This is a genomic window from Pseudomonas sp. B21-040 (assembly GCF_024748695.1).
Taxonomy (GTDB): domain Bacteria; phylum Pseudomonadota; class Gammaproteobacteria; order Pseudomonadales; family Pseudomonadaceae; genus Aquipseudomonas.
In genome coordinates, this window is record NZ_CP087176.1 from 1,003,870 (window position 1) to 1,026,624 (window position 22,755).

General features: G+C 56.2%; 18 protein-coding genes. 12 read left to right on the forward strand and 6 right to left on the reverse strand.

All coding sequences use genetic code 11. From position 1 onward, the window contains the following. Positions 1 to 3: 3 nt before the first annotated feature. The gene (locus LOY55_RS04475; protein ID WP_046026781.1) at positions 4 to 609 is read right to left on the reverse strand and encodes a hypothetical protein; all 606 of its coding nucleotides are present in this window, start codon (positions 607 to 609) and stop codon (positions 4 to 6) included. Positions 610 to 663: 54 nt separating this feature from the next. Beyond that, complete coding sequence (locus LOY55_RS04480; RefSeq protein WP_077430867.1) at positions 664 to 1,140, reverse strand: PAS domain-containing protein; 477 nt, start codon at positions 1,138 to 1,140, stop codon at positions 664 to 666. 100 nt (positions 1,141 to 1,240) lie between these two features. On the opposite strand from LOY55_RS04480, the gene LOY55_RS04485 reads away from it, so the two are divergent. From LOY55_RS04485 to LOY55_RS04500, 4 genes are all read left to right on the forward strand, one after another. Next, positions 1,241 to 1,693, forward strand: a complete 453-nt coding sequence (locus tag LOY55_RS04485) for a flavodoxin (protein WP_109787887.1) — start codon at positions 1,241 to 1,243, stop codon at positions 1,691 to 1,693. Between the two features lie 205 nt (positions 1,694 to 1,898). Next, positions 1,899 to 2,681 (forward strand): class II aldolase/adducin family protein, encoded by a 783-nt coding sequence (locus LOY55_RS04490; protein ID WP_046026778.1) that lies wholly within the window; start codon positions 1,899 to 1,901, stop codon positions 2,679 to 2,681. Next, the gene (locus LOY55_RS04495; protein WP_109787888.1) at positions 2,681 to 3,583 is read left to right on the forward strand and encodes an alpha/beta fold hydrolase; all 903 of its coding nucleotides are present in this window, start codon (positions 2,681 to 2,683) and stop codon (positions 3,581 to 3,583) included. The genes LOY55_RS04490 and LOY55_RS04495 overlap by 1 nt, the downstream gene beginning before the upstream one ends. Before the next feature lie 112 nt (positions 3,584 to 3,695). Then, positions 3,696 to 4,607 (forward strand): SDR family oxidoreductase, encoded by a 912-nt coding sequence (locus LOY55_RS04500; RefSeq protein WP_046026776.1) that lies wholly within the window; start codon positions 3,696 to 3,698, stop codon positions 4,605 to 4,607. A 43-nt stretch (positions 4,608 to 4,650) separates the two neighbouring features. Here the strand turns inward: LOY55_RS04500 and LOY55_RS04505 are convergent, their stop codons facing one another. Continuing rightward, positions 4,651 to 4,911 carry an immunity protein gene (locus tag LOY55_RS04505; protein WP_258667765.1) on the reverse strand — a complete coding sequence of 87 codons (261 nt, stop codon included), beginning with the start codon at positions 4,909 to 4,911 and terminating at the stop codon, positions 4,651 to 4,653. Next, the gene (locus LOY55_RS04510; protein WP_258667766.1) at positions 4,908 to 6,176 is read right to left on the reverse strand and encodes a hypothetical protein; all 1,269 of its coding nucleotides are present in this window, start codon (positions 6,174 to 6,176) and stop codon (positions 4,908 to 4,910) included. Before LOY55_RS04510 ends, LOY55_RS04505 begins: the two co-directional genes overlap by 4 nt. A gap of 702 nt (positions 6,177 to 6,878) precedes the next feature. On the opposite strand from LOY55_RS04510, the gene LOY55_RS04515 reads away from it, so the two are divergent. The 4 genes from LOY55_RS04515 to LOY55_RS04530 all read left to right on the forward strand — a co-directional run bounded on the left by LOY55_RS04515 (position 6,879) and on the right by LOY55_RS04530 (position 16,321). Further along, positions 6,879 to 8,672, forward strand: coding sequence for a DUF1302 domain-containing protein (locus tag LOY55_RS04515; RefSeq protein WP_109786098.1), 1,794 nt, complete (start codon positions 6,879 to 6,881; stop codon positions 8,670 to 8,672). A gap of 24 nt (positions 8,673 to 8,696) precedes the next feature. Then, positions 8,697 to 10,064 (forward strand): DUF1329 domain-containing protein, encoded by a 1,368-nt coding sequence (locus tag LOY55_RS04520; RefSeq protein ID WP_077430861.1) that lies wholly within the window; start codon positions 8,697 to 8,699, stop codon positions 10,062 to 10,064. A gap of 140 nt (positions 10,065 to 10,204) precedes the next feature. Beyond that, positions 10,205 to 12,736 (forward strand): LuxR C-terminal-related transcriptional regulator, encoded by a 2,532-nt coding sequence (locus tag LOY55_RS04525; RefSeq protein ID WP_109786096.1) that lies wholly within the window; start codon positions 10,205 to 10,207, stop codon positions 12,734 to 12,736. A 159-nt stretch (positions 12,737 to 12,895) separates the two neighbouring features. Then, a complete protein-coding gene (locus LOY55_RS04530) occupies positions 12,896 to 16,321 on the forward strand; it encodes a dermonecrotic toxin domain-containing protein (protein WP_223523749.1) in 3,426 nt (1,141 codons plus the stop codon). 46 nt (positions 16,322 to 16,367) lie between these two features. Here the strand turns inward: LOY55_RS04530 and LOY55_RS04535 are convergent, their stop codons facing one another. Next, positions 16,368 to 17,159, reverse strand: a complete 792-nt coding sequence (locus LOY55_RS04535; RefSeq protein ID WP_109786093.1) for an IclR family transcriptional regulator — start codon at positions 17,157 to 17,159, stop codon at positions 16,368 to 16,370. Positions 17,160 to 17,323: 164 nt separating this feature from the next. Between LOY55_RS04535 and hmgA the strand changes: the two genes are divergently transcribed. Genes hmgA through maiA form a run of 3 tightly spaced genes read left to right on the forward strand, consistent with a single transcriptional unit; the run spans position 17,324 to position 20,584 of the window. Next, positions 17,324 to 18,628 carry a homogentisate 1,2-dioxygenase gene (hmgA, locus tag LOY55_RS04540; RefSeq protein WP_223523751.1) on the forward strand — a complete coding sequence of 435 codons (1,305 nt, stop codon included), beginning with the start codon at positions 17,324 to 17,326 and terminating at the stop codon, positions 18,626 to 18,628. A 3-nt stretch (positions 18,629 to 18,631) separates the two neighbouring features. Next, entirely contained in the window at positions 18,632 to 19,936 is a 1,305-nt protein-coding gene (gene fahA, locus LOY55_RS04545; protein WP_109786091.1) for a fumarylacetoacetase, read from the forward strand. Positions 19,937 to 19,948: 12 nt separating this feature from the next. After that, a complete protein-coding gene (maiA, locus tag LOY55_RS04550; RefSeq protein ID WP_223523753.1) occupies positions 19,949 to 20,584 on the forward strand; it encodes a maleylacetoacetate isomerase in 636 nt (211 codons plus the stop codon). A gap of 36 nt (positions 20,585 to 20,620) precedes the next feature. Here maiA and LOY55_RS04555 read toward each other — a convergent pair whose 3' ends face one another. Next, positions 20,621 to 21,424, reverse strand: a complete 804-nt coding sequence (locus tag LOY55_RS04555; protein ID WP_109786089.1) for a SirB1 family protein — start codon at positions 21,422 to 21,424, stop codon at positions 20,621 to 20,623. A gap of 183 nt (positions 21,425 to 21,607) precedes the next feature. Here LOY55_RS04555 and LOY55_RS04560 point away from each other — a divergent pair, with 183 nt between their 5' ends. Then, positions 21,608 to 22,627: a Glu/Leu/Phe/Val dehydrogenase dimerization domain-containing protein gene (locus LOY55_RS04560; RefSeq protein ID WP_046026764.1), complete on the forward strand. Its 1,020-nt coding sequence runs from the start codon at positions 21,608 to 21,610 to the stop codon at positions 22,625 to 22,627. Positions 22,628 to 22,755 lie beyond the last annotated feature (128 nt).

Below are 22,755 nucleotides of genomic sequence, written 5' to 3' on the forward strand. Positions count from 1 at the left end.
GGTTCAGACATGCAACGCAGGGTGTGTCAGGCGATGCTGCTGAAGGATGAACTGGCGCAGGCGCTCGGTTTCATCTTTGTCGGACTGGCCCAGTTCATAGGCATAGAAACCGTGCTCGGTTTCACGCTCAAACGTGCCGCGCAACGCAATCCGTTCATAGCCTGAGGGGCTGAACCACAAGGCGAAGTGCTTGGGTGGTTTGGTCTTGTTGCGAACTTCCAGCAAAACCCCTTTGCAAGAGACTTCGTGCACATACATCGTGCCGGGCTGGCCTTTGGCATTCTCCAGCGCCACCGGCTCATCGAGCACCAGGCGCCAGGGTCGGACCATCGGCCCGTCTTCGTAAATGCTCGGCACACCCAAGCGCAAATGCAGCGCATGAAACTCGTCTTCCACCAGATGCAGCGGAAAGGTCATTTGCTGATTTTCAAAATTGGCCTGGATGGTGACTTGCTCATGAGCCGCGAGGCGCGTGAGCAAATCACGGATCTGCGATCCACCATTAACGAGCAAGCTCGACGTCGCATCCCGCACATTGAGTTGCGGGTTGTGTTGCATGGTCTGGATGAAGTCCAGTTCATCCTGGGTCAGGAGTGCGTCACGTTGCATGGCTTGCTCGAAAGTAGTAGTTACAAAGTCATTGGTGATTGTAGTTAATGACCACTAATTCGAAGTTTTGTTTGCACCGTTCGTCGCTTTCAGCGCAGCAAGTTCGGCGAGTGCCTCGGCCAGCTGTGTTTCCAGCTGTGCAACACGCTGCTGCGCTTTGACTTGAATCGTGACGTCTTTTTGCACCCCGACAAAATAAACCTGCCCATTGCCCGGATCTTTCACCGTCGAAAGCGACAGTTCGTTCCAGAAGGGCGTGCCGTCCTTGCGGTAGTTCCTGAGGATTTCCCGGCAGGAGCCTTTCGTGCTCAGCGCCTCGCGAATGGTTGGAAGCGCTTGCTGATCCCGATCGCCTGACTGCAGGAAACGGCAATCCTGGTAGAGGATCTCTTCGCTGGTGTACCCCGTCAGGTGTTCGAACGCCGGGTTGACGTAAATCAGGATGTTGTCCTGGTCGCCTTCCTTTTCTGCAATCACGATGCCGTCGTTGGAAGCGTTGATTGCCATTTGCAGCAGTTGAGCATTGATCATCGGAGAATCCTTTCCGGTTTGATTGAGCCTGCATTCTAAAAGAACAATACAGTTCGTGCTGTTAATATCCGGTCTTTCACTCAGTTTCAGGATCAGATTGATGAAAGTCGCCATCCTTTCCGGCTCGGTGTACGGCACGGCTGAAGAAGTCGCCCGTCACGCCGCAAGTATTTTGAAGGCCGCCGGTTTCGAAACCCTGCACAACCCCCGTGCGTCACTGGCCGATGTCCTGGCTTTCGAACCGCAAGCGTTTCTGGCGGTGACATCGACCACCGGCATGGGTGAATTGCCGGACAACCTGCAACCGTTGTATTCGATGATTCGCGATCAATTGCCCGCAGCATGGCGCGGTCTGCCGGGAGCAGTCATCGCCCTGGGCGATGCGAGCTATGGCGATACTTTCTGTGGCGGCGGCGAACAAATGCGCGAACTGTTCGGTGAACTGGGGCTGCGCGAAGTGCTGCCGATGCTGCGTCTGGACGCCAGCGAAACGGTGACCCCGGAAACCGACGCCGAGCCGTGGCTGGCGGAATTGGTCAGCGTTTTGCGCTGAAGATGAAGCTCGTCATACTTCTGACGAGATCGCTGAATCTGTTCACTACAGGGTTACCAGCGTCGGTCCTTTGACATGGATCCAAGCTCATTGCGTCACTGACTCGCACGGCCATCAAGCTGGCTGCCAATGCAACTACACGAAGCCCGGGGGCTGACTAGACTGGTGTAACGACAGCACAACAATAAGAACAGGAGGTCTTGCCGTGAATGTTGCCCCCGTCCAGTCGCCCCACAGTGTCAGAGATAAGGTCAGCGCCGCCGAATGGCAAACCCGCGTCGATCTGGCCGCCTGTTATCGTTTGGTCGCCGCCCATGGCTGGGACGACCTGATCTTTACGCACATCTCGGCCAAGGTGCCGGGCACTGAAGACTTTCTGATCAACCCGTTTGGACTGATGTTCCATGAGATCACTGCATCAAGTCTGGTGAAGGTCGATCAAGCCGGCAACAAACTGATGGACAGTCCCTACGAGATCAATCCCGCCGGTTACACCATTCACAGCGCCGTGCATGAAGTTCGCCACGATGTGGTCTGCGTGCTGCACACCCATACGGCGGCCGGCGTGGCGGTGTCGGCGCAGAAGCAGGGCATTTTGCCGATCAGTCAGCAGTCCCTGTTTGTGTTGTCCAGCCTGGCTTATCACGCTTATGAAGGCGTTGCGCTGAACCATGAAGAGAAAGCGCGCCTGCAAGCCGACCTCGGTGAAAACAATTTCCTGATGCTGCACAACCACGGTCTGCTGACCTGTGGCAGCACCATCGCCGACACGTTCCTGATGATGTTTACCTTCCAGCGCGCCTGCGATATCCAAGTGCTGGCACAAAACGGCGGTGCCGAATTGATCGCCATCGAACCGCAGATTCTGGCGGGTGCCAAGGCGATGATTGCCGGTGTTACCAAAAGTGCTCAAGGGATGGGTGGCGCGCTGGCCTGGCCGGCGCTGCTACGCAAACTCGATCAACAAGACCCGGGTTATAAACTCTAATGCCACTCGCCGAGATCCCCCTGTGTGTCTGGCGCAAACGCGGCCAGACGTTCATCTTTCGTGGTCAGACTATCCGCTACTGGACGGCGGGGCAGGGTGAGCCGCTGTTGCTCATTCATGGCTTCCCGACCGCCAGTTGGGACTGGCATTACCTCTGGCAGCCACTGGCGCAGCGCTATCGGGTGATTGCGTGCGACATGCTCGGCTTTGGCGACTCGTCCAAACCGGTGGATCACGAATACAGCCTGCTCGAACAGGCCGACTTGCAGCAGGCATTGCTGGCGCATTTGAGCGTTACGCAGCCCGTGCATGTGTTGGCCCACGACTATGGCGACAGCGTGGCGCAGGAACTGTTGGCCCGGCATTACGAAACCGGCATTCACATTGCCAGTTGTGTGTTCCTCAATGGCGGCCTGTTTCCCGAAACCCATCGCCCGCTGCTGGCGCAAAAACTGTTGCTCAGCCCTTTGGGCTGGATGATTGGCCGCGCGTTCACGCGAGATGCGCTGGTGAAGAGTTTTCGGCAGATTTTCGGGCGGATGACCCGGCCAACTGAAAGTGAAATAGATGATTTCTGGAGTTTGGTCGAGAGCAATCACGGCCCGCGGATCATGCACAAGCTTATCGCCTATATTCCGGAGCGGCGTGTCCAGCGCGAGCGTTGGGTCGCGGCCATGCAACGCGGTGAAGTACCGCTGCGCGTCATTGATGGCGAGGTCGATCCGATTTCCGGCGCGCACATGGTCACACGCTATCGGGAGCTGATCCCCAATCCGGACACGGTCCTGCTGGCCGAGATTGGCCATTACCCGCAGACCGAGGCGCCGACGCAAGTGCTCAAGCATTACCTGGAGTTTCGCGATCGGCTGATTTTGCCGCCGCGCAGGGTCGCGTGGTCCTGATTATCCCCCTGCCTTATCGAGCACCATTCAGCCTCACCCCTGTTTATTGTGACCAGCAGCGCCGTGCCTGACACTCGGACTCATTGTCCCCTTGGCCTGCTGGAGTTTTCCAATGAATGAGTCTGTGCGCTTCGAAGATAAAGTCGTGATCGTTACCGGCGCTGGCGGCGGCTTGGGCCGGGCACACGCGCTGCTGTTTGCCAAACAGGGCGCCAAAGTGCTGGTCAACGATCTCGGCGGTTCGGCGCAAGGGGAAGGCGCCAACGCGTCGGCGGCAGACCGCGTGGTTGCCGAAATTCGCGAGGCGGGCGGCACCGCCGAAGCCAACCATGACTCCGTTACCGACGGCGACAAAATCGTCCAGCACGCGCTCGACGTTTTTGGCCGTATCGATGTGGTGGTCAACAATGCCGGGATCCTGCGCGACAAGACCTTCCACAAAATGGACGACGCCGACTGGGACCTGGTTTACCGCGTCCACGTCGAAGGCGCCTACAAAGTCACCCGCGCCGCCTGGCCGCACATGCGCGAGCAAAACTATGGCCGCGTGATCTTCACTGCGTCGACCTCGGGCATCTACGGCAACTTCGGCCAGTCCAACTACGGCATGGCCAAACTCGGCCTGTACGGCCTGACGCGAACCCTCGCCATCGAAGGTCGCAAGAACAACATCCTCGTCAACGCCATCGCGCCTACCGGCGGCACGCGCATGACCGAAGGCCTGATCCCGCCACAAGTGTTTGAGCAACTCAAACCGGAATTGGTCAGCCCGTTGGTGGTATATCTGGCCAGTGAAAACTGCAAGGAGACTTCCGGGTTGTTTGAAGTGGGTGGCGGCTGGATGGGCAAGGTGCGCTGGGAACGCAGCCTGGGTGCGGGTTTTGATCCGCGAGTGGGTTTCTCTCCGGAAGATGTGGCGGCGCAGTGGGAGCAGATTTGTGATTTCGAAGGAGCGGCGCATCCGAAGGACAATATTGAGGCGCTGAAGGAAATGATGGGGAATTTGCAGAAGTATTCGCTTTAATTCGTGGAGCCACCAAGCTCAGGCTTGGTGGCTGAATCGCTTGTTAAGAGTATTTATTTTCGGTCATAAATTTTGGGGTCTTCCAGTTAGGTCCCTTAACGGTTTTTCCATTTTTGTCGCTAATCAGTACGCCATTGCTGAAAAGCGAGTTGTAAGTGTTTACCAGTTCGCCGTTTAAAACTATCTCCTGACGGTGGCGACTATACATTCTGTCGACGTCTTGGGCAGATCTGAAAAGTGCGAAAAACGAAACTACATCTTCTACCGATTCGTTTTTGATGATTTGTTCGATAGTGTTCATCATTCGAAACTCCTCATGTCTTTTTCGTACTCTCTTTGGTCTTGTGCATTCATTGCTGCAATGGCTTCTTCGTTATACAAAAGTGACAGTTCGCTTCCTGGCTTGTAGTCCTCAAGAGTAGCCGTATGTGCATTGTTCCATATTTGAGACTCGTCGGAAGGGGATGCGCTGTCGCTATATCCGAATGCCCTGTAACGATCTAGTTCTCGTATCTCATGAGTGTAGTAGCGCAGATCCGTGTCAGTGACTTTCCAGCGAATCTCCAGGGTCTGCCTTTCTGTTTCTAGTTGCTTTTGTATCTGCTCGATTCGTTGCTCCATTTCATCTTGTAGACGAGCCTGTTCGGCTGCGAAATGCTCTGCGGCAGCTTGTGCATTTGCTTGCGCCTCGGCCAACGCTGTTATCAATGTTGCGATTCGTGCATTTTCTTGAGCCTGGGCCTGCTCCTTAAGTTGCGCGGCGCGCGCCTTATCGGCAGCCTTTCTAGCTTGCTCGATAGCTAACTGTTCGGTTTCCGCCAGTGCTGCAAGCCGAGCCTGTTCGCGCAACCAGACTTGTTCTTGTTCCCGACGTGCTGCATCAGCTATTGCTTTCAGGCGTTGCTGTTCGGCTACGATCCTGGTGCTTTCGGCAGCTACTCGTTGGGCTTCTGCCGCCGCCGCTTGCGTTTGGTCATTAGCTTGTACTGCAGCCAGCCAATTAAGTACCTGCACGTGTTGCTGGTTCAGTATCTGAATGGATTGCGCGAGTAGCCTGGCCTCGTGTGCCGCGGCGTACGAGGCCGCCCAAGTGTTCATTGCAATACCACTGGGCATGACCCGTTGTTCCATGGTCGTTGCTTTTTGATAGAACTCAACCAAGCTACGGCGTAGCGGATCACCGCCATAAAACTGATTGGCGAGATTTATTTTTTGATGGAAGTCAGTGGTCTTTCGATGCAGAAGAGTGTTCCGAACACCTAGTTCACGAATGATCGCGTCTACTGGAGAAAGAGGTTGATTGGAAAACTCCAGTCTGGTGGTGGCGAGTTCATGTTCGATGGTTTGTGGTAGTTGATGAGCGCGGGTTTGATGTGCTTGTTCAATCGACTTTTTGGTGGTTTCTATTTTATCTGAGTTCGCAATTACAATATGTTGGGGGTTGTGAGGGCCAAACGTGCCGCTGTGGGGAATGACTGATGAAGTAGCAGGGACGATGCGCATGTGTAAAGGGGCAATTGCAGTCGTGTGAACAGCTTCGGTCAACTCCCATGTTGGGGGTTTTTGCATATTCATATCCTTTTGAACGTGCTTGTTGAATGGGGGATTGATGGGGTGGTGAAAATATTCGGTTTGTACTGATTTCCGTTTGTCGGCTTACGGTCGACTTGTTTCAAGTTACAGCAAAACTTTGGTGCATGATTCTGATTGGGCTGTAAGTAAGTGTGTGTGAGATTGAGTGAAGTTTCGGCAGGCTAAAGCAAGCGAGTCGGAATACTTCTGTACAAGAAGAAATTTCCCATGTGGCTTTCGGATGTTTCTCGTAGAACAGGACGATCGGCTTTTCAACAGACATAAAAAAGGCCGCTGCAAACGCAGCGGCCAAATAAGACGTTGGATCAGGAGCTAAAAAACAACGTCTGTGTACACAGGGCGATCAATCGATAAGCATCGATTCATCTGGATTCGTGCTTCAGCGGGTTGCCCCTGAAAGCCCGGCAAGAATAAGCCCCTGACCTAAAAGGAAAAATAGCGATTCGCGACATGCAGTGTTGCAGCCCGAGCAACAGTCCCGGATTTTCATGGCGGCTACGAGGTCGCATGCATCTGACTGATAACCCGCCATCCAGCCCATCCATACCCTGCGCAAACCCGCGTCCCTGCGGGCCATTCATCCTTTAGAGGTACATCCCGAATACCTCCTTGGTGCGCTTATCGCTCTCGGGTTGCGGCAGTAGGGTGGGGCCTTCTGTCACTCACCGGGGAAGACGCATGACAAAAACAACAATGCGCGCCATCTTCACGCCGCAAGCGCTGGCCGCTGCGGTGGCCTTGGGTTGCTGTGCCCAGGCGCAGGCTGTTTCATTCAACATTGGGGAGATCGAGGGGACGTTTGACTCCTCGCTGTCCATCGGCGCGAGTTGGGGCATGCGCGATGCCGACAAGTCTTTGGTCGGCACCGTGAACGGCGGGACCGGGCAGTCATCGACCGGTGATGACGGGCGGCTGAACTTCAGCAAGGGTGAAACCTTTTCCAAAATCTTCAAAGGGATTCACGACCTCGAACTGAAATACGGCGACACCGGTGTGTTCGTTCGCGGCAAGTACTGGTACGACTTCGAACTGGAAGATGAAGACCGTGACTTCAAGCCGATCAGCAACAAAGGTCGCAAGGAAGGCGCCAAGTCTTCCGGCGGGCAAATTCTCGACGCCTTCGTTTATCACAACTACAACATTGTCGACCGCCCAGGCAGCGTGCGCGCCGGCAAGCAAGTGGTCAGTTGGGGGGAAAGTACCTTCATCGGCAACTCGATCAACAGCATCAACCCGATCGACGTTTCTGCGTTTCGTCGTCCGGGCGCCGAGATCAAGGAAGGCCTGATTCCCGTGAACATGCTGTACGTCTCCCAAGGCCTGACGGATCAGCTCTCGGTGGAAGGTTTCTACCAACTGGAGTGGGACCAGACCGTTCTCGACAACTGCGGCACGTTCTTCGCTGTCGACGTGGCGGCCGATGGTTGCAACAACAATTACACCGTCGGTAGCCCAGCGATTGCTCCTTTGGCGCCGCTGGCCGCCGCGTTCGGCCAACCGATTCTGGTGACTCGCGAAGGCGTGGTCGTTCCCCGTGGCGGCGACCGCGATGCGCGGGATTCCGGGCAGTGGGGCACGGCATTGCGCTGGCTCGGCGATGACACCGAGTACGGTCTGTATTTCATGAACTACCACAGCCGCTCACCGACGGTGGGCACGGTTACAGCGGGCGCCTCGACGCTGGCCAGCCTGCCGGGCATGGTCGCCACCGCAAACCGGCTGGCACCTGGCAGCGGCTCGGGGCTGGCGCAAAGTGTGATGCTGGGACGCGGTCAGTATTACCTCGATTATCCGGAGGACATTCGTCTTTATGGCGCGAGTTTCTCCACCACATTGTCCACCGGTACCGCGTGGAGTGGCGAGATCAGCTATCGCCCGAACGCGCCCGTACAGGTCAACACCAACGACCTGACACTGGCGATGCTCAACCCGATTGCCGGTGGTCTGGCATCGCCGATCGTCTCGACGCCCGGTGCCGACAACAAAGGCTACCGTCGCAAGGAAGTCACGCAAATCCAGAGCTCGCTGACGCAGTTCTTCGATCAGGTACTGGGGGCTCAGCGGCTCACCGTGGTCGGCGAAGCGGCGGTGGTTCATGTCGGTGGCCTGGAGGGACGCAGCCACTTGCGTTACGGCCGTGATTCGGTCTACGGGCAATACGGTTTTGGTGGCGAAACTGACGGGTTTGTCACTTCGACCTCCTGGGGCTACCGCGCGCGGGCAATCCTTGATTACGCCGACGTGTTCGCCGGGATCAACCTCAAACCCAACCTGTCCTGGTCGCACGATGTCGCCGGCTACGGCCCCAACGGGCTGTTCAACGAAGGCGCCAAAGCGGTCAGCGTCGGTGTCGATGCCGACTACCGCAACACCTATACCGCGAGCCTGAGCTACACCGACTTTTTTGGTGGTGACTTCAACGTCCTCGAAGACCGCGACTTCGTGGCGCTGAGCTTCGGCGTGAACTTCTGATCTGGCTGAGAAAGGATGATTTCAATGCGCAAGATGATTCTGCAATGTGGCGCCCTGGCCCTGAGCTTGCTGGCTGTCAACGTGATGGCGGCGGTGTCGCCGGAAGAAGCCAACAAACTGGGCACCAGCCTCACGCCGCTGGGTGCCGAGAAGGCCGGCAACGCTGACGGCTCTATTCCGGCCTGGACCGGCGGCATCCCGAAAAACGCCGGTGCGGTGGACAGCAAAGGTTTTCTGGCTGACCCGTTCGGCAACGAAAAACCACTGTTTGTAATCACCCCCGCAACGGTCGACAAGTACAAGGACAAGTTGTCGGAAGGCCAGGTGGCGATGTTCAAACGCTACCCGGAAACCTACAAGATTCCGGTCTACCCGACCCACCGCACTGTGGCCGTGCCGCCAGAGATCTACGAGTCAGCCAAGCGCAGTGCACTGAGCGTGAGCACCATCAATGACGGTAACGGATTGGCGGGTTTCACCGGCAACCGTTACTACGCATTCCCGATTCCCAAGAATGGCGTCGAAGTGTTGTGGAACCACATCACCCGTTACCACGGCGGCAACCTCAAACGCATCATCACCCAGGTGACCCCGCAAACCAACGGCAGCTACACTCCGATCCGCTTCGAGGAAGAAATCGCCGTCCCGCAACTGATGAAGGACATGGACGCGGACAAAGCCGCCAACGTGCTGACTTTCTTCAAACAGTCGGTGACCGCACCGGCACGTCTGGCCGGTAACGTACTGTTGGTGCACGAAACCCTCGATCAGGTGAAAGAGCCGCGTCTGGCGTGGATCTACAACGCCGGCCAGCGCCGTGTGCGTCGTGCCCCGCAAGTGGCCTATGACGGCCCGGGCACCGCTGCTGACGGTCTGCGTACCTCCGACAACTACGACATGTTCTCCGGTGCACCGGATCGCTACGACTGGAAACTGGTCGGCAAGAAGGAGATGTACATCCCTTACAACAGCTACAAACTGGATTCGCCGAGCCTCAAGTACGACGACATCGTCAAGGCCGGCCACATTAACCAGGACCTGACCCGATATGAGCTGCACCGCGTCTGGGAAGTGATCGGCACGGTCAAGCCGAGCGAGCGCCACATCTACGCCAAGCGCCACATGTACATCGACGAAGACAGCTGGCAAGTGGCGCTGGTGGATCACTACGACGGTCGCGGGCAACTGTGGCGAGTGGCGGAGGGTCACGCTCAGTATTACTACGATCACCAGGCCCAGGCCTACACGCTGGAAGCGCTCTACGACATCATTGCCGGCCGGTACATTGCACTGGGCATGAAGAACGAAGAGAAACACAGTTTTGAGTTTGCCTTTGAAGCCAAGGTTAACGACTTCACCCCCTCGGCGTTGCGTGCCGAAGGGGTTCGGTAACGGGGCTGATACCTTCGCAGGACAAAAGGCGACCGCTCGGTCGCCTTTTTTATGGGCGCCAATCAGCGTGCTGAATACTTCTCAACAAGCGGCTTGGACAGGTCTAGGGTTGGCGGACAATTATAAAAAGGCACGCCGCAATGACCGCCATGACTCCGTGTCTGGACCGTTCTGGATTTTTGCCCAGACTGTCCTCCCATCATCTGTCGCGTGAGCGTTTGACCGAGCCGCTGCTGGCCTCCACGGCGCGGGTGAAATTGCTCTGCGCACCAGCGGGCAGTGGCAAGACCGCACTGCTCGCCGAATGCCTGTTGCAGGCACCGCCGCAGTGTCGTGTGTGTTGGTTGCCGTTGTCTGGCGTGGCAATGAGCACCGCTGATTTTCGACAACGTCTGGCCGAGACGCTAGGGCTGGCCTCGTCAGGCGAAACTGAATTGCTGGGGCAACTGGCGCGATTGCAGACGCCGACCTGGCTGTTTCTCGACGACTATTGCCGCGTCCCGAACCCCGAACTGGACTTGTTGCTGGATCGCATGCTGGCGGTCAGCAGCCCGATGTTGACCTGGTGGATGGGCGCTCGTCGGCGCCCGCAATGCAACTGGCCGCGGTTGCTGCTCGATGACGAATTGTATGAATGTGAGCACTCGACGCTGGCCTTCAATCAAACCGAAATCGCCGCACTGTTGCGCCATCTGCCGCAGGCAGACGCCAACAACGCCGCCAGTAAAATCATCCAGCGCAGTGGCGGCTGGTGTGCGGGCGTACGGATTGCGCTGCTGCAAAAATGTGATTGGTCGCGCAACAACACACTTCAAGGGCAAACGGACACGTTGCTTGATTACCTGCAGCACGAGTTGTTCGCTGTGCTGACCCCGGAATTGGCGGAGGTCTGGCGGGTCCTGGCGCATTTGCCACGTTTCAATGCAAGCCTTTGCGATCACCTGTTTGGGGCCGGTGAAGGCTGCGCGTACCTGAAGGTGTTGCAGGAACTGGGCTGTTTTATCGAGCCTTGGCAGGACTCGGCAGACTGGCTGCAAATTTTCGCTCCGCTCACTCACACGATACGCAATGAGCAATGGCCAGCCGGTCGTTCCTGGCATCGACGTGCCTGCCAATGGTTCACGGCTGAACAGGACTGGAAAGCCGCCTTCGAGCAGGCCTTGCTGGCCGAAGAATTCGAAGTCGCGGTCAGCCTGCTGCAGCACTTCAGTTTCGAGCATCTATTCGAGGAGCAGACAGTGGTCCTGTTGCTGCGTTTGCATGAGCAGCACGGCGACGAACTGACGCTCGGCTCGCCGCAATTGGTCGGGTTGATCACCGCAGCCTTGCTGTTTGCCGGTCGATTCGAGCAAGCGGCCGAATGCATCGAACATCTGTCTCGATTCACCCCTCAACCGTCGGCGCTCCTTCAGCGGCAATTGATTGCGCGCTGGCAGGCCCAGCAAGGCTGGCTACTGCATTTGCAAGGGCGCATGGAGGGTTCACGCGCGCATTTTCTCGACGCGCTAAGCGTGCTCGGTGCTGAACTCTGGCCCGTACGTTTGATGTGCCTGTCGGGTTTGACGCAACAAGCCCTGCTCAGGGGCGAACTCGATTTGGCGCAGGCGATAAACCGCGATGCGTTGTGCCTGGCACGAGCACAAGGCTCGCTGGTGTTCGAAGGTCTGCTTGAACTCGATCACGCGCAATTACTGGAGCAACGTGGCGCTCCTCAACGTGCCGAAAGTTTGCTCGCGAATGTACATGGCCTACTCACTCAACAGCAGCAGATCGCCGGGCCCTTGCTTGGGCGAATTGCCTTGCGCCGTGGGCGCTTGAACTTGTCTCAGGGCCTGGATGCACAGGCCGCCGAATATTTCGAAGCCGGGATGCAGATCTGTCTGCGCAGTCACGACAAACGGGTGCTTTATGGGTTCCTCGGTTTGGCTCAGGTGGCGGCCAATCAGAGCGACTATGCCCAGGCGTTTGCCCATCTGCGCGACGCCGAACGCTTGATGCAACAGCGGCAGATTCCCGACACTGTTTACCGCGGTGTGCTGTTGCAAATCAGCAGTCAAATCTGGCTCCAGCAGGGCCGTCCCGAATTAGCGGTTGAGGCCTTGACGCGGGTCTTGCGTCATTATCGTGGGCCTCAGGCGCGACAGGCGCCCCCCGCCACCCTTGATCTCATACCACGCATTGAATACCTGCTGATTTTAGCGAAAACCTGTTTGCACCAAGCAAACCAGCCGCAAATTCAACTGTTTGGATTGATAGATCAGGCGCAACAGAGAGGCATGTTAAGCCTGGAGGCAGAACTGCAGTTGGCACTGGGGCAAGTCGCTTGGTTGATGGGGGATAGTTCCCTTGCTGAGCGTGCTTTACAGTGCGGTCAGCAATTGGTTAAGCGTCATGGTCTCCACCAAGCGTTGCGTGAATTGAAATTGCGACAACCGGATTTTGAACGTGAAGTAAGCGATTTGCCGTCTGTCGTGGACGCAGGCCCGCTCAGCCGACGCGAGTTGGAAGTGCTCGCGTTAATTGCTCAAGGGAATTCCAATCAGCAAATAGCTGAGCAGCTTTATATCTCCTTACATACGGTTAAGACTCATGCGCGCCGAATTCATGGGAAGTTGGGTGTTGCCCGGAGAACGCAAGCAGTGGCAAAGGCGAAGTTATTAAGGTTGTGTTAAATGTGGGGGGGGTGGTTGTTTTAATATTATTGTTTGATGACTAAATTACTTGAAATGGATTTGGTGTTTTCAGCGCGGTGAAAAGTTATTAGGGTTGGGCCTCTGCAGGTGAAGTGACATGAAGTTGCTTCTGGTCTGTCTCTATCAAGGATAACTAAGATGAGTGCAAGTTATAACAGTTTGATGCTCGATGCTCCGCAAGGAACCGTGCAGGCTTCCACTGAGTTGGCGAAGGTTCGGCAGGTGGGGGAGCAACTTTTGGCGTTTCTGGGTGATGTTCCTTCATTTAAGGAAATGACCCGTGACCGGTTAGCGCTGAAAGTACATGAGTATAATGTGGCGCTGAATTCTGAAAATATTTTTATTACCAGAGGTGCTTACACGGCTGAGCAGAAAACTCGTCCATCAGGTACTTTGCTGGATGTTTTTTTCGAGTGTTTGGAAAAAAATATATCTCCTAACTATATTTTTGGGGTGGATGGTGTATACACACGACCGAACACTACAAATAATGCATACGCTGTTCAAGGCCTCAGTATTCAATCGGTCGAACGCATTCTGGTAAAAGCAATAAGTGATCTCAGATCGGAGCATCGCGCAAGCGTTGATCGATACTGGCTGACCAATGCCGGAGTGATTGATAATCCGGCTTCGACGAACAAAGATGTCTTGAAGCAATTACAGGCGCATGCGTTGATGGCCCAACTGTCGCTGAGTACTATTGGAGGAGTATTGGACTCTTCCCAAGGGCGACGGGTTTCGGAACTCCTGCTGTCGGGAAAGGGTACTGCTTTATACCGCATCGTATTGGAAGTACCAAACAAAATTCCGGCGACGTTTCCTTCCAGCTTTGTAGTCAATATGAACGGGCTGACACCTTCAGAACTTTCTCTGGATGACGACTGGCACACTTGTGTGGTGTACACGCCAGAAAGCGGTTTCGAATTTTTCGTCACGAGTAATGATATGCATGCGGCATTGTGTTCGCGATGGTCTGTCTCGAAAACCAGTGTGTCCTATAAGAATGTGCAAGAGGATATATTCGATTTTTGTGTCGATAGTCGTCTAAAGCAACAGCGCGATGATTTTTCGAGGCTTTTAAACTTTGGTGATAGCCATAGCCCGAATTTGCTCGTTGAGTTGGAAGCGATTCAGCGACTGGACGCGGTGAAATCAAACTGGTCAGCTCAATTCGAGGTGTTGAAGGCGGCAGTCAATCGTGCCGGTTGGCCGGACTGGTTAAAAGCGTCGGACAAGAACGTTCAGCTGCGGTATGAGGAACTTGAAGAATCGGCGGATAATTACGACGCCGAGTTTCAAGTTAAGTCCGATGAGCATTTTTCCCTGACCTTGTATGCTCGCAGAAAGGTTAAAGATTGGGCCCGCAGTGCGTTCGGCGTTGAAATCAACCCCGATACGATAAAAGTTCATAGCCGGTATGAGCTCAAAATCGGTGGTCGGACGATCGTTCAGGAGGACGCAAGGACCCTGACAGAACAGATTATTTTCGGATTGCACGATGGTGGACACAGGGTCCAGATGCGTTTCGAGGGCGCTCAGGCAATTCCTGGCTTGACTCCCGAAAAGCTTGAATACTGGTTGCAAACTGTCGATGTACGACGCGATTTTGTGGAGGCGGCGCCCTTTTATCTGTCACAGGCCTATCACGATGCCTGTCTCAATCGATTGTCGAGTAAATTGGAACTCGCACTGTGGATAGCTCGATACACCGGAAAGATCAACGATAACGATGTCCGGTTGGTTGAGCGTGGATTGCAAGGTGAATTGGCGGTTGAGATTAATGGCGTGTACTTCGACGGAGCGTCCCATTGTTTGAATGATGTCATGCTGTTCTGGGGGGCGCAAAAATCGTTTGGTACACAACTGGTCTTCTTGAAAACCCCAAAAGGGGAATATGAGGTCCTTCGTTTTGCTGAGTTTAATGCCTTTAAGGAAAAACTTGGGGAATGGATGAATAGCGATTCTGGTTATGCGGCTTCGCTTATGAATGCCAATGATGTTCCAAGTGTGGGGGAAAGGCTGCGTCAGCACGTTATAAAACCGATTCTGAGTAACCTCAAGTCCATAGTTTTAAATAGAGAGACGCGAATACCACTGACCCGTTTTGTGGGGCTGAATTATGATTGGTCGTTAGCGAAAATCAATCAGGCAGCTCCGGCCTATTACCGAAATGTGCCGCGACTGTTGCGTCAGCAACATGCTCGTCTAAATACAGAGCTCAAAGCGCTTTACACTGTAGAGTCCCGCGAAACGGCGTTTCCTTCCTTTGAGGAATATTCCCGAGAACTTATTAAAGAAAGGGTAGAGGCGGTACTTCGTTCTCGCGGGAGTTACGTCAATGTCGATCCCGATATGGTTTATGTGCAAATAAGCTCGGATGAGCAGATGAGTCTGACGGAACTGATTGTCGAGGGGCGTAGCTTTGAGCCTAATAATAGTCCTCAACCCGTTCCAGGGCAGTATCCTAAATTTTATTGGAGAGCTGTCCACCCGCCCCTCGACAAGCTCGATATACGAGATATTGCCTCGTGGTCTAAAACACTTCGCTCGGGAGAAAAATATATTGACTTTCTGAAGTCTGATTATCTGGCTGAGCGTCATTCATCCTACACCTTCAGACGAGAAGTAAACTTCAAACGTGTGCATTGTGAGATGCATCAGGCCTTACTGACTCAGTTCTTTGATGCTGGATTGGACGGTGATCAGTTTAGAAGTATTGAAAAACTTATTCTTGATCTGAAAGTTCCGCAAGGACAATTGTATGAGAATCCTGTGGTCAATGAGGAAAGTGTCTATCGATTTAATATTTTAAAAACTCGTGAGGTGACGGGTGTTTATATATTCAGGATTAAGACCGCTAAAGGACTTGAAGATTTTCTTTATACTCCGGATGCACCGGATGGTGCGGCGTTTCGCCCCATCGGTCATTTTGCTTCCGCTGTCAGGCTTCGTTTTGGTCCGTTCAGGAGTTATTACATCAATCGAATAAAAGTCGCAGATAAAAAGGTGGTCAACGACTATTTTGATCTGCTTCAGAGTCGTGCTGACACAGTTGCGGCGCCTGTGCCTTCGTACATGTCCAGGGTCAGGGATCTGCGAGCTTCATATGAAATCAAAGTGAATCGGGTCATTGATGATGTCGATGAACAAACCACCAGTCTTAATGAGATTGTTGCGGGCCTGATTTATGATAATGTGATGTTGGCTGCCACTGTTATTAGTTTAGTTATTCCTCCTGTTGGTGTGTTGGTGACGATTGTAGAACTGGGTAAAAATTTCTACGATGGCGTAAAGGCACATTACTATGGCGATTACGATGCCTCGTTTAAATACTTCAAGGACGCATTGATCGGACTGGTGAGCCTGGGGCAGGCAACTCGGGGTGCAAAAGAGGTCACCAATGCCCAGAAGAGTTTGATCCAGTTGTTTGGTGATGCAAAAACCGTTGTGAGCATGGTATCTAAGGCCACGGGGCAGAAACTCGGTCATGAAAGACTGCTCGAAATCGTTCAAGACGTGCTGGGTGAACAAGACGTCAATACCAGCAAAACCACAGTGCATTAATTTTTCTCTTTACTCTGTGCAGGCTGGATACTGAGGTCGACAGAGATCAAATAGAACGGGATGGCTCATACCCCATCCGCCAACTCACGGCCCGCGTCGCCGCCAGCAATCGCTGCGCCGCCGGGCCGTTTTCGTCTGCGTAAAACAACGACGCCGGGCCAACAATAGTCATCACCGCAGCAACATTCCCGACGGCATTGAATACCGGCGCTGACAACGCATCGACACCGGGCATCAGCAACCCGTGCACATGATGCAGACCGCGCTCGCGGATCTGTTCGCACAATGCCGTGTAGGCCTGATCGTCCGCCAGCGTATGAACGTTGGCGGTTTGCAGTTCCTGCTCGCGCAAGTCGACGGTTTCACGCTTTGGCAGAAACGCGCCGAACACCAAACCGGTGGATGAACTGAGCAATGGCAACACCGAACCCAACTGCGTCACCACCGTCACCGCGCGCACCGCCGGTTCGATGTGAACCACGGTCGCACCCTGATTGCCCCACACCGCCAAAAAGCAGGTTTCGTTCAGTTCATCGCGCAGTTCGGCCAACGGCAGGGCAGCGACTTTCAGCACATCCATACTGTTGAGTGCGGCAAGACCGACGCGCAAGGCTTCACGCCCGAGGCCGTAGTGGTTGGTGGCGGTGTTCTGCTCGGCAAAACCGCTGGCGATCAGCGCCTGCAAATAGCGATGGACCTTGCTCGCCGGCATCTGCACGTGTTCCGCCAGGCGCGACAGCGAGGTCGATGGCGACAACTGGGCCAAGGCCTTGAGGATGTCGGTGCCGACCTCGGCCGAGCGGACTTTCTGCTTGTCGTTGTTGCGCGGCGTTTCCATGGAGGCGGTCTGATCCCGGGACGAATGGGCGTCTTTATAGCTTGACGGTCAATACCAATCAAATTACGTTATGCGTAATCAAATTACGATAAAAATAACCCAGGCGTGCCGAACCTCTGCAACAGAGCGACAGGCCACTGCCTACTCCCTGTTCAGGAGGCTCCATGAACCCTGATTCAACCGCGCCAGCGCTGGCTTATCAGTCAGGCTTCGGCAACGAGTTCAGCAGTGAAGCGTTGCCCGGCGCACTGCCCGTCGGCCAGAATTCCCCGCAAAAGGCCCCCTATGGCCTCTACACCGAATTGTTCTCCGGCACCGCGTTTACCATGGCTCGCAGTGAAGCGCGGCGCACATGGATGTACCGCATTCAGCCATCGGCCAATCACCCGGCGTTCGTCAAACTGGATCGGCAACTGGCCGGCGGCCCATTGGGTGAAGTGACCCCCAACCGCCTGCGCTGGAACCCGTTGGACATCCCCACCGAGCCGACCGATTTCATCGATGGGCTGGTGAGCATGGCCGCCAACTCGGGCGCGGAAAAACCGGCCGGGATCAGCATCCTTAGCTACCGCGCGAACCGCTCCATGGAGCGCGTTTTCTTCAACGCTGACGGCGAACTGCTGCTGGTGCCGGAGCAGGGGCGCTTGCGAATTGCTACCGAGCTCGGCGTGCTGGATCTGGAACCACTGGAAATCGCCGTATTGCCACGCGGGCTGAAATTTCGCGTCGAACTGCTCGACCCGCAAGCGCGCGGTTACATCGCCGAGAACCACGGCGCGCCGTTGCGTCTGCCGGACCTGGGGCCGATCGGCAGCAATGGCCTGGCCAACCCGCGGGACTTCCTGACGCCGGTTGCGCATTACGAAAATCTCAAGCAGCCGACCACGCTGGTGCAGAAATTCCTCGGTCAATTGTGGGGCTGCGAGCTGGATCATTCACCGCTCAACGTGGTCGCCTGGCATGGCAATAACGTGCCGTACAAATATGACCTGCGCCGTTTCAATACCATCGGCACGGTCAGTTTCGATCACCCGGACCCTTCGATTTTCACCGTCCTGACGTCGCCAACCAGTGTGCATGGCCTGGCCAACCTGGACTTCGTGATCTTCCCGCCACGCTGGATGGTCGCCGAGAAAACCTTCCGTCCACCGTGGTTCCACCGCAATCTGATGAACGAGTTCATGGGGCTGATCAAAGGCGAATACGATGCCAAGGCCGAAGGCTTTGTGCCCGGCGGTGCGTCCTTGCACAGCTGCATGAGTGCACACGGTCCCGACGGTGAAACCTGCACCAAGGCGATCAATGCGGAACTGGCGCCAGCGAAAATCGACAACACCATGGCCTTCATGTTCGAGACCAGCCAGGTATTGCGCCCGAGCCGTTTCGCCCTGGATTGCCCGCAACTGCAAACAAACTACGATGCCTGCTGGGCCACGCTGCCTGCCACTTTCGACCCGACCCGGAGATAACCCATGACTCAGACTTCCATCACTCGTAGCTGGGTTGCCTCCGCCAACGGCCACACCGATTTCCCGCTGCAAAACCTGCCGTTGGGTGTGTTCAGCGTGAACGGTTCAGCCCCGCGCAGCGGTGTGGCGATCGGCGAGCATATTTTTGATCTGGAGGCGGCGCTGGAAGCCGGGCTGTTCGATGGCGCTGCGAAAGCGGCCGTCGAAGCGACCCGTGGCGGTCAACTGAATGCGTTTTTCGAACTGGGTCGCGACGCTCGCGTTGCCTTGCGCCAACGTCTGCTGGAACTGTTCACCGAAGGCAGCACCCTGCACGGAAAAATCGAAGCCCAAGGCGCAAAACTGCTGCCCTTGGCGGCGAATTGCGAGATGCACCTGCCAGCTAAAATCAACGATTACACCGACTTCTACGTCGGTATCGAGCACGCGCAAAACGTCGGCAAACTGTTCCGCCCCGATAACCCGCTGCTGCCGAACTACAAGTACGTCCCCATCGGTTATCACGGCCGCGCTTCGACCATTCGTCCGTCCGGTACTGACGTTCGCCGTCCGAAAGGCCAGACCTTGCCGGCCGGTCAGACCGAGCCGACATTTGGTCCGTGCGCGCGTCTGGACTACGAACTGGAACTGGGCATCTGGATTGGCCAAGGCAACGAGATGGGCGACTCGATCGCCATCGGTGATGCCGCTGATCACATCGCCGGTTTCTGCTTGCTCAACGATTGGTCGGCACGTGACATTCAAGCGTGGGAATACCAGCCGTTGGGGCCGTTCCTGTCGAAAAGCTTTATCACCAGCATTTCACCGTGGGTGGTGACGGCCGAAGCGCTGGAGCCGTTCCGTCGCCCGCAAGCTGCGCGCCCTGAAGGCGATCCGCAGCCGCTGCCGTACCTGTTCGACAAACGCGATCAAGCCGCTGGCGGTTTCGACATCGAACTCGAAGTGCTGCTGCTCACCGAAGGCCTGCGCGAGCAGAAGTTGCCGGCCCATCGCCTGACGCTCAGCAACACCCAACACATGTACTGGACCGTGGCGCAAATGGTCGCGCACCACAGCGTCAATGGTTGCCAGTTGCAGGCCGGTGACCTGTTCGGCTCGGGCACCTTGTCCGGTCCCGAAAGCGGTCAGTTCGGCAGCCTGCTGGAAATCACCGAGGGCGGTAAAAAGCCGATCGAACTGGCGTCGGGTGAGGTGCGTAAATTCCTGGAAGACGGCGACGAAATCATCCTGCGTGCCCGTTGCAGCCGTGAAGGTTTTGCCTCTATCGGTTTCGGCGAATGCCGCGGCAAAGTGCTGTCGGCTCGCTAAGAGGATCGGGTCATGGAACTCTATACCTACTACCGTTCGACCTCGTCTTTTCGGGTGCGAATCGCATTGGCGCTCAAGGGCCTGGACTACCAGGCGCTGCCGATCAACCTGATTGCACCGCAAGGTGGCGAACATCGGCAGCCGCCTTATCTGGGCATCAACCCGCAGGGTCGGGTGCCGGCTCTGCGCACGGACGAAGGCGATCTGTTGATTCAGTCGCCAGCGATCATCGAGTACCTGGAAGAACGTTATCCACAGGTGCCGCTGCTGTCCAAAGACCTTGCCGCCCGCGCCCATGAACGCGGTGTGGCGGCGGTGATTGGTTGCGATGTGCATCCATTGCATAACGTCAGCGTGCTCAACAAGCTGCGCCAACTGGGTCATGACGAGCCGCAAGTGGTGGAGTGGATCGGGCACTGGATCAGCCAGGGGCTGGCGACGGTGGAGCAGTTGATCGGTGAGAAGGGTTATTGCTTTGGCGACGAACCGGGATTGGCGGATGTCTACCTGATCCCCCAGCTGTACGCGGCCGAGCGATTCAATATTTCCCTCGAAGCGTATCCACGAATTCGCCGAGTAGCGGCACTGGCAGCCACCCATCCAGCGTTCATCACGGCGCACCCGGCCAACCAGCCTGATACCCCATAAAGCCTCATGTTGACCCCTGTAGGAGCCGGCGATTAATCAATGGACGATCGAGTTGGGCGGCAAATGCCCCAGCCGTTCCGTCAGGCGAATCCGCTGGATCGGGTCGTCGCTGAGCAACAGCGCATGCTCCAGATCAAATCGCTCGGCATTCGGACAGTCCAGCCGTTGATAGAGGCTGGCCCTGGCCAGGTAGTCGGCGGCGTTGGCGTTGCCCAGTTCCAGTACGCGTTCGGCGTCGATCAGGGCACCGATGTAGTCATCGTGGGACAGGTGCAGCTGACGCAGGTTTCGCGACAGGCGCTGCATCATCTGCACCGGGTCAGCCGTCAGTAAATGGTCAGCGCTGAGTTTCATGTTCGGGCCGTACTGTCGATGCAGCAGTTCACGGCAGTCGTTGGGGTATAACCGGCGCCCGCCACAAGGGTCGAGCAGATGATCGGCACCGGGAACCCGCAACAGGAAGTGCCCGGGGAAGTTGACGCCCACCAGCGGGATTTCCAGGCGTTTGGCCAACTCCAGTGCAATCAGCCCAAGGGACAACGGCTGGCCACGTCGCAGCTCCAGCACTCTGTTGAGCAAGGCGACTTGAGGGCGTAACGGAGTGAAGTCGTCCTGGGCGAACCCCAGGTCATTCATCCGCCGCAACAACGGCTGGGCCAGTTCGGCGACCGGCAACATCGGCAAACCCTGGCTGACCTGCTGTGTCAGGTCGTTGAGGTCGGCCAGTACTGCCTCGGGGGCCAGCCTGGCATCGTGCTCGACCGCCATCCACAGCCCTGCCTCGAACAGCGCGGGCGGTGAACGTTGCAGGCAATCGAAGAAGCATTGTCGGGGCGTCATCAAAATCTCCGGCGGATGCCTCGTTTTAGCCCCGTCTCCGGCATTCGTCCAGTGCTGCACACATGCGGTTTCAGGTTATGTCCGAAAGCCTGCAAAGTAGCGCCGCTTATTCCGGTGCGCTTCTGCAATTTTTGGGCGCAAGCCTATACTGGCGACTACAAGAAGTGATTCGGGAGCCCCACGATGTTCGCTCTCATGCAAAGCACTCGCCTTGAATCGCTGCATCTGAGCGTCGACCCGGTCACCGGGTTGAAGGCGGTGATTGCCATTCATAACAGCCGGCTGGGACCTGCCCTGGGCGGCTGTCGTTACCTTGCCTACCCCAGCGACGAATCGGCGGTCGAGGATGCCATACGCCTGGCACAAGGCATGAGTTACAAAGCTGCGCTGGCCGGTCTGGCCCAGGGCGGCGGCGTGGCGGTGATTGTTCGCCCGGCCCATGTGGAAAATCGCGGTGCATTGTTCGAAGCTTTCGGGCGCTGCATCGACCAGCTCGACGGCCGCTATATCACGGCTATCGACAGTGGCACTTCAGTCGCCGACATGGATTGCATCGCCCAGCAAACCCAACACGTCACCAGCACCACGTCAGCGGGCGACCCAGCACCGCATGCCGCCATGGGCGTGTTCACCGGCATTCGAGCGACCGCGATGGCCCGTCTGGGCAGCGATAATCTGGAGGGCCTGCGTGTGGCCATCCAAGGGTTGGGCAATGTCGGTTACGCGCTCGCTGAACAACTGCATGCGGCAGGCGCTGAACTGCTGGTCAGCGATATCGATCACGGCAAGGTGCAACTGGCGATGGAACAATTGGGCGCGCACCCGATTGCCAACGACGCACTGCTCAGCACGCCGTGTGACATCCTCGCGCCGTGTGGCCTGGGCGGCGTGCTCAACAGCCACTCCGTGACACAACTGCGCTGCTCGGCGGTGGCCGGCTCTGCCAACAATCAACTGACGCACCTGGAAGTCGCCGATCAACTGGAGCGACGCGGCATCCTGTATGCGCCGGACTACGTGATCAATTCGGGCGGGCTGATCTACGTTTCGCTCAAGCACCGTGGCGAAGAGCTGACGACCATCACCGCGCACCTGTCGAAAATTGCTTCACGGCTGACCGAAGTCTTCGCCCATGCCCAGGCGGAAAAACGCTCGCCTGCGCGGGTGGCGGACGAACTGGCGGAGAAAGTGTTGTACCGCTGAATTCTGCTATTGCCCAAGACATGAAAAAGGCCCTGAGTCATTCGACTCAGGGCCTATTCAATTCGGGTGTTTCTTACTTCGGTGCCTTGGCCGCTTTGGCTGGCTTGGTCGGCGCAGCGTCAGGCGCT

Coding starts and splice junctions, on each gene's coding strand:
- LOY55_RS04475 (WP_046026781.1), bottom strand. CDS start 609: ATGCAACGTGACGCACTCCTGACCCAGGATGAACTGGACTTCATCCAG.
- LOY55_RS04480 (WP_077430867.1), bottom strand. CDS start 1,140: ATGATCAATGCTCAACTGCTGCAAATGGCAATCAACGCTTCCAACGAC.
- LOY55_RS04485 (WP_109787887.1), top strand. CDS start 1,241: ATGAAAGTCGCCATCCTTTCCGGCTCGGTGTACGGCACGGCTGAAGAA.
- LOY55_RS04495 (WP_109787888.1), top strand. CDS start 2,681: ATGCCACTCGCCGAGATCCCCCTGTGTGTCTGGCGCAAACGCGGCCAG.
- LOY55_RS04500 (WP_046026776.1), top strand. CDS start 3,696: ATGAATGAGTCTGTGCGCTTCGAAGATAAAGTCGTGATCGTTACCGGC.
- LOY55_RS04505 (WP_258667765.1), bottom strand. CDS start 4,911: ATGATGAACACTATCGAACAAATCATCAAAAACGAATCGGTAGAAGAT.
- LOY55_RS04510 (WP_258667766.1), bottom strand. CDS start 6,176: ATGCAAAAACCCCCAACATGGGAGTTGACCGAAGCTGTTCACACGACT.
- LOY55_RS04515 (WP_109786098.1), top strand. CDS start 6,879: ATGACAAAAACAACAATGCGCGCCATCTTCACGCCGCAAGCGCTGGCC.
- LOY55_RS04520 (WP_077430861.1), top strand. CDS start 8,697: ATGCGCAAGATGATTCTGCAATGTGGCGCCCTGGCCCTGAGCTTGCTG.
- LOY55_RS04525 (WP_109786096.1), top strand. CDS start 10,205: ATGACCGCCATGACTCCGTGTCTGGACCGTTCTGGATTTTTGCCCAGA.
- LOY55_RS04530 (WP_223523749.1), top strand. CDS start 12,896: ATGAGTGCAAGTTATAACAGTTTGATGCTCGATGCTCCGCAAGGAACC.
- LOY55_RS04535 (WP_109786093.1), bottom strand. CDS start 17,159: ATGGAAACGCCGCGCAACAACGACAAGCAGAAAGTCCGCTCGGCCGAG.
- hmgA (WP_223523751.1), top strand. CDS start 17,324: ATGAACCCTGATTCAACCGCGCCAGCGCTGGCTTATCAGTCAGGCTTC.
- fahA (WP_109786091.1), top strand. CDS start 18,632: ATGACTCAGACTTCCATCACTCGTAGCTGGGTTGCCTCCGCCAACGGC.
- maiA (WP_223523753.1), top strand. CDS start 19,949: ATGGAACTCTATACCTACTACCGTTCGACCTCGTCTTTTCGGGTGCGA.
- LOY55_RS04555 (WP_109786089.1), bottom strand. CDS start 21,424: ATGACGCCCCGACAATGCTTCTTCGATTGCCTGCAACGTTCACCGCCC.
- LOY55_RS04560 (WP_046026764.1), top strand. CDS start 21,608: ATGTTCGCTCTCATGCAAAGCACTCGCCTTGAATCGCTGCATCTGAGC.